Source organism: Syntrophomonas sp. UBA5494 (assembly GCF_002426325.1).
This window is the reverse complement of record NZ_DIPG01000120.1, coordinates 1,192-7,639: the sequence shown is the minus strand read 5'-3', so window position 1 is coordinate 7,639 and position 6,448 is coordinate 1,192. Positions and strand designations below refer to the sequence as shown.

Genomic DNA, 6,448 nt, shown 5'->3' with positions numbered 1-6,448 from the left:
GAGCGGAAATGAAAGCAAAAAACTGGGAAGAGCTTGACATCATCCTGGTTAGCGGGGATGCTTATGTCGACCACCCCGCCTGGGCGGCGGCGCTCTTGGGGCGGTTTCTGGAATACCATGGCTACCGGGTGGGTATTATTGCCCAACCAGATTGGCGGACCGGGGAGGATTTTATGCAGTTGGGCGCCCCTCGTTTATTTTTTGGGGTTTCAGCAGGCAATCTCGACTCTATGGTTAACCATTACACTGCCGACAAAAAGAAACGCCGCCAGGATGTGTATTCTCCCGGGGGGAAAGCTGGAATGCGGCCCGACCGGGCCACCATCGTCTATACCAACCGGCTGCGCGAAGCCTTTCCAGGGATACCGGTCATTATCGGCGGGGTTGAGGCCAGTATGCGGCGTCTGGCCCACTATGACTATTGGGGCGACCAGGTGCGGCGCTCCATACTGCTGGACAGCAAGGCTGACCTGCTCATCTACGGCATGGGGGAAAAGGCTCTTTTTGAAACAGCGCGGTATTTAGAAAGAGGTCAGGATGTCAAATCCTTGCGTAACGTGGCGGGAAGCTGCTATGCGGCGGCGCAACCGCCTGAAGATGCCTTGATTCTCCCCTCTTATGAAGCAGCCGCATCTGATCCCGTCAAGTTTTCTCAGCTGACCAGAATGGTAGCGCAAAACAGCACCTCTTACCTGGCTGCGCCCCTGGCCCAGCGGCATGGCGAACGCTGGGTGGTGGCCAACCCGCCGGCCTTGCCCCTGAGCACTGCGGAGATGGATGAACTCTATGCCCTTCCCTTTCAGCGCCGAAGTCATCCGATTTATGAAGACCGGGGCGGGGTTCCGGCCCTCAAGCCGGTTCAGTTTTCCATCCTGACCCACCGGGGCTGCTTTGGAGGCTGCCATTTCTGTTCCATCGGTTTGCACCAGGGCAAATTCATTCAAAGCCGCAGCCAGGAATCATTGCTCAATGAAGCCCGCTCCTTCCTGATGCATCCCGATTTTAAGGGCAGTATTCCTGACGTAGGCGGTCCGTCCGCTAACATGTATGGTTTATCCGGGAAAGAGCGGCTTAAGTGCGAGAAATGCAAGCGCGGCAGCTGTCTGGTTCCAGCCCTGTGCCCTAAAATGGATACTGATCATTCTCCTTCGGTCAAACTGTGGCGAGAGCTGCGTAAAATCCCGGGAATAAAGCATATACGCGTGGCTTCCGGGGTGCGCTATGATTTGATTATTAAAGATAGTTCCGGTTCGTATTTGCATTCCCTGTGCAAACATCATGTCGGCGGGCAGTTGAAAGTGGCCCCCGAGCATGTTGCCGATAAGGTCACAGCTCTGATGGGAAAACCTGATCATACCCAGTACCTCAAGTTTACGGAGAGCTTCAACAGGGTCAACCGTCAGCTGGGCAAAACACAGTATCTCATCCCCTATCTGATAAGTGCCCATCCTGGCAGCAGCTTGAAGGAGAGCCGGGAACTGGCTCAATACGTCAGCCGGCAAATGCGGCATCATCCGGAGCAGGTGCAGAATTTCACCCCTCTGCCGATGACGATTTCTGCCAGCATGTACCATACCGGGATGAACCCTTTCAACGGTGAAAAGATATACGTTCCCAAAAGCGCAAAGGAAAGGCGCGAACAGCGGGATATGCTGCAAGGCGGCGCTTCCAGTAGCAAGCCGCCGCAATCGGCTGACAGCAAAAACCACCGGGCGAAAAAGACTAAGTCGTCTAAACTGCCTCCAAAAAGAAAACCTCCCCGGTTTAATGGAAAGCAGGCGCCCTAGAAAGCTTTACAAAGAGGGCTGCCCTTAACTCCTCCGTCAATCGGCCCATGGGCTCTATTGGGCTACTGCTTTGGTCCGGTTCTTTCCTCTAGCCCAGCAGTAAAGCGCGCAGATTGAAAAATTCGGTTTGGTACTGCTGAGCTGATCCGATTACCTTTTCCCCATAATGGATGGGGCAATAACTCCAGGTATCCAACAGGGTGTTGATCTCCGCCATTGCCAGAAAAGCCCGGCCGGTTGTGGTATAGCCGGTCTTTTCAATAAGGTTGATGATTGAAAGCGCCAATCCGACCGCTTCATCCTCCTTACTTTTAAGAACGGAGAGCAGGAAGTTGATCTTTTCCGGGGGTATAAAGATCAGTGCCAGGGCCAGGTCAACCGCAAACCACCGGCTTTGAAAACTGTCCAGGGCTTTACCGGTATGCCGGTCTGCGAAATCCTTGACCTCTTTATAACGATGATTGAAGATATAACTATGGTCAAAGCCCAGGGCCGTTGCTTCATCGGTGGCTTTCAATTCGAGAATCAGATTGTTAATGGATTCCGACAATATCTTCTGCCAGACAAGTTCAGGATCGGCCGGCTTAGTCAATGGACAGCCTTCCTTCATCTGCAGGGCATAGAGCAGCTGATGCGCCACCCTGCATGCCAGAGTATCACCTTTGTACTGGCTTGATATATCGATAATGAAAGCACTGTCATCGGGAGACTTACTGACCCCTGCCAAGCCTGATTCCGGCTCACTGCCAATGGTATACTCGACCTGCCCCAGCCGTTTTTCCAATTGCAGCAAGAGATCATAATGTTCATGATTCACTTCAATACCGTTGAAATGCAAACTAACACCGTCCTTTTCAGTCACTTACCCTGGCAGCTTTTATAACCGGGCGGACTAAGCCGGCCTGCCCACCAGGCCTGTTCCCGCCGATTTTTGATAACCGGGCGGCTCTAACCCGGTATTTTTTATTATATAAGATAAAGATGGCAATAAGTAGAGGAATTCACCGTTCTCCATACCCGCTGGTCTGAGCCCTTCAGATATTGCTTGAAGAAGCATATCCCTGGTGGGACTGCAGATAATAACCTTGGTAAATCCGTGTTTTTCGCTGTGTGAATTTACTTTCATGGGTTATAATGCTCGTAAGACAACTGGTAAAGATAGGGATTTCCCCGGCTGAACGTTGAAATTAAAGATTAGGAGGTTTGAGAATGTATTCAAAAGCCTGGGCAGGATGGTTGGTGATCGCCTTTCTGCTTTTTGCAACTCTGTCGACCCCTGCGGCACTGGCGGTGCAGACGCAGACCGGCGATTCGGTTTATATTCCGCCGGGCCAGATTCAAGGCCCTCTATTCGTATCCGGTAATAGTGTTGTGGTTGATGCAGATGTGGAAGGTGATGTATTCGCAGCCGGACAAAGCGTAGTTATCAATGGAAAGGTGAACGGCGATGTTATGGCGGCGGGTCAGTCGGTGCGCATCACTGCTGCGGTAGACGGAGACGTGCGCAGCGCCGCCAATGATATAACCATACAGTCCGCAGTCTCCCAAAGCCTGACCGCCGCCGGAAATAATATCCGCCTGGAACCTGCTGCGGTCATCGGCAAAGATGCCTTGCTGTTTGGAAATAACCTGGACCTGCTGGGCCAGGTTAACCGTCAGGTTTTGGGGGCTTCCCAAAGTTTTCGCCTGACTGGCAGCATCGGCAGCGATTTAAAACTATGGGAAGTAAACAATCTTACTCTGTCACCATCAGCGGTAATCGGCGGCAACCTGATATACAAGTCTCCGCGAGAGGCTCAGATCGCCAGCGGGGCCAGGGTGAGCGGAGAGAACCGCTGGGAGCAGAGCGTTATCGATAAGGCCACTCCCTCCCACCCCCGGCAGCCGTTTTCCTGGATCGGCCTCTTGATGTGGTTCGCCACCGGCCTGGTGTTATGGGGTTTTGGCTATCTGTTGTTCCCTGCCCTGTGGCAGCGGCTGGCATCCACCCTGCAGGAGGCGCCGGGGGCATCTATAGGCTGGGGGCTGTTGCTTTTGGTGACCTTGCCCTTGATATTCCTGGTCTTAATGGTCACCGTGATAGGCATCCCGGTGGCATTCATCCTGCTCTTCGCCTATATCCTCATTTTATTCGTATCTAAAATAATATTGGGGGACATGGTGGGCAGATACCTCTTGCGCAGTTTCAATTGGGAAGGAAAGGTTTCGATATGGCTGGCGTTCATGATGGGATTCGCGCTTGTCATCCTGCTTTCCGAAATACCCATTGTCGGCATTTTTATAAATGTGGCGGCGGCCTGTATAGCCCTGGGCAGCATCGCATTGAGCATATACAGCGGCCGTCGCGGCAGGCCTGCGGCGATAAATCCCGATCCGCAGCCTTAATCACAATTTCAAAATGAAGGCCCGGCATAATTAAAGAAGCCGTGCTGTTGCCGATAAGGAGTTTTTGTTGTCCGCTGGGCTAGATATCAATAAGCGGCTAATAAGGAGGGGGAATTGATTTGCAGGACAAGATCGACAATCTTAAAGAAGGCATGTTTAAGGCGGGTTATATTTGTGATGACCGCACCGCTACGGTACTCTACCTGTCCGAAGCCCTGCACAAACCGATCCTGGTGGAGGGCCCGGCCGGAGTCGGCAAAACCGGCGTCGCCCAGGCATTCAGCGCGATGAAAAATCTGCCTCTGGTCAGACTGCAGTGCTATGAGGGCATCGACGAGTCCAAAGCCCTCTATGAATGGAACTATAAACGTCAATTGCTGCACATTCAGGCGGTCGGCAATCAAAATATCGATCCCCGGGAGGTCGAGCAGGATATCTTTTCCGAACAATATCTCTTGCGCAGGCCTCTTTTGCAGGCCATCAGCTCCAGCCTGCCTTCGGTCTTGCTCATCGACGAGATCGACAAGGTGGATTTTGAGTTCGAGGCCATGCTCCTGGAATTACTGTCTGAATTCCAAATGTCCATACCTGAATTGGGGACGGTCAAAGCCGCCCACATCCCTTATGTTTTTCTCACTTCCAACGCCACCCGTGAACTGTCAGAGGCCTTAAAAAGACGCTGTCTTTATCTGCATCTGAACTTCCCCACCCTGGCCCTGGAGGAACAGATACTGCGCCTCAAGGTGCCGGGTTTGACCGATCATCTAGCCGGAAAGATCGCCACTGTAGCCCACCGCATCCGCCAGGTGGATCTGAAAAAGGCCCCCAGTATCGCGGAAACCATCGACTGGGCCATGGCCATCATACAGCTGGGCCTCGATGACCTGAATGAGGCTGTTACCCTGCAGACCTTGAACGTCTTGGTCAAACACCGCGAGGACCTGGAAAAACTGGAGGGCATGATCTATGCTCGCAATGACCTCAGTTTTCAGCCCCGCCCCGTCGTCGACAACCGTGCCTGGTAAAGACGCCTTGCCGCGATTGGCAATCAAAAGCCGGGAGGTATATTATGAACTTTCTGCAATACTTGCAGGGTTTTTTTGAAGATCTGAGGCGTGAAGGCATCCCGGTGACCACCAGCCAGACCAGGGACTGCTGTCAGGCCCTGCTGCTCATAGACTGGTTAAACCCGGATTACTTCTATACCACCTTGTACAGCACCCTGATCAAAGACTACAGCTACGAGACCGCCTTCAACAGCGTCTATTACCGCTATTTTGCTTCCGGCTTGACGATGGCAGCCGGCAAGCGTGATTTACCGGCTTCTTTTGCCGCCATGCCCCGGGGCGAAGCCGCTGCGATGGCTCCCGACGCCCTGCCCATACAGGGTATGGCTTCACTGCGCGGCGGTCTGTCCCAGTCGCTGCGCAACCCTCTCGATGAGACCCTGAGCCTGGCCAGCCTGGAACAGGTGCAGAAGATGGAAGCCTTGTTTCCCCTGATCTCACGCCGGTTAGCCGCTAAAATGATTAAAAAGAACCGCCGTGATGACAACTCAATGATCAACTATCGCAGCACTATGCGTAAGAGCATGAGCAGCGGCGGACTGCCGCTCAATATTATGACGGTCAGGCGGCGCCGGGAAAAACCGGTCATCGTTGCCATATGCGATGTTTCAGGTTCGGTGATGACCTTCAGCTGTTTTGCCCTGGCCATGCTGGCTTCCATGCAGCGTTTCATGCGTCAGCTGCGCTCCTTCGGCTTTATAGAGGAAGTGGACGAAATTACCCCCTGGCTGAACAGCGGGGATCCCCTTACCCTTAGAACCACCGTCTTGAGAAAGGCGCGGGTGATTTCCAGCCGCGGATACACTAATTACGGCAACACTTTTACCAGTTTCATCAAACGCTACAGCGGCGCCCTGAATCACAAGACCACTGTTCTGATATTTGGGGATGCACGCAATAACTGGTTTAATGATGAGATTCAAGCCCTGCAGCAGATCAAGGCCCTGGCCAGAAAAATATACTGGTTTAATCCCGAACCTGAAAGCAACTGGGGACAGGGCGACAGTCGCATGCTGGTCTACGCCAGGTACTGCCAGGCCGCTTTTTCCTGTCCTACTTTGAACTCGCTGCAGGAGGCTATAGGGAAATTGTGATAGCAGGACAACAGGCAGGGATTAATTTAGAGCAGACCGTCCTCAGATCCCAGAACTTGACATATAGAAAGGAGCGGATTGATCCGCTCCTCAGACCGTCGACAAAAGCAAATAA

General features: G+C 52.9%; 5 protein-coding genes. 4 read left to right on the top strand and 1 reads right to left on the bottom strand.

Translation table 11 applies throughout. The features are described 5' to 3' along the window. A partial coding sequence (locus tag B3W37_RS13170) for a YgiQ family radical SAM protein (RefSeq protein WP_483176100.1) occupies window positions 1-1,787 on the top strand: 1,787 nt, incomplete at its 5' end. Window positions 1,788-1,875: 88 nt separating this feature from the next. Here the strand turns inward: B3W37_RS13170 and B3W37_RS13165 are convergent. Next, a complete protein-coding gene (locus tag B3W37_RS13165; protein WP_483169409.1) occupies window positions 1,876-2,649 on the bottom strand; it encodes a hypothetical protein in 774 nt (257 codons plus the stop codon). Between the two features lie 347 nt (window positions 2,650-2,996). On the opposite strand from B3W37_RS13165, the gene B3W37_RS13160 reads away from it, so the two are divergent. The 3 genes from B3W37_RS13160 (at window position 2,997) to B3W37_RS13150 (ending at window position 6,333) form a co-directional block, all read left to right on the top strand. Then, window positions 2,997-4,172, top strand: coding sequence for a DUF8173 domain-containing protein (locus tag B3W37_RS13160; protein WP_483176099.1), 1,176 nt, complete (start codon window positions 2,997-2,999; stop codon window positions 4,170-4,172). 119 nt (window positions 4,173-4,291) lie between these two features. Beyond that, complete coding sequence (locus B3W37_RS13155) at window positions 4,292-5,197, top strand: AAA family ATPase (protein ID WP_483176098.1); 906 nt, start codon at window positions 4,292-4,294, stop codon at window positions 5,195-5,197. Window positions 5,198-5,241: 44 nt separating this feature from the next. Further along, window positions 5,242-6,333: a VWA domain-containing protein gene (locus tag B3W37_RS13150; RefSeq protein ID WP_483176097.1), complete on the top strand. Its 1,092-nt coding sequence runs from the start codon at window positions 5,242-5,244 to the stop codon at window positions 6,331-6,333. The last annotated feature ends 115 nt before the right edge of the window (window positions 6,334-6,448 follow it).

What these genes read in the sequence shown, in the direction of transcription:
- B3W37_RS13160 (WP_483176099.1), top strand. Translation starts at nt 2,997, where the DNA reads ATGTATTCAAAAGCCTGGGCAGGATGGTTGGTGATCGCCTTTCTGCTT.
- B3W37_RS13150 (WP_483176097.1), top strand. Translation starts at nt 5,242, where the DNA reads ATGAACTTTCTGCAATACTTGCAGGGTTTTTTTGAAGATCTGAGGCGT.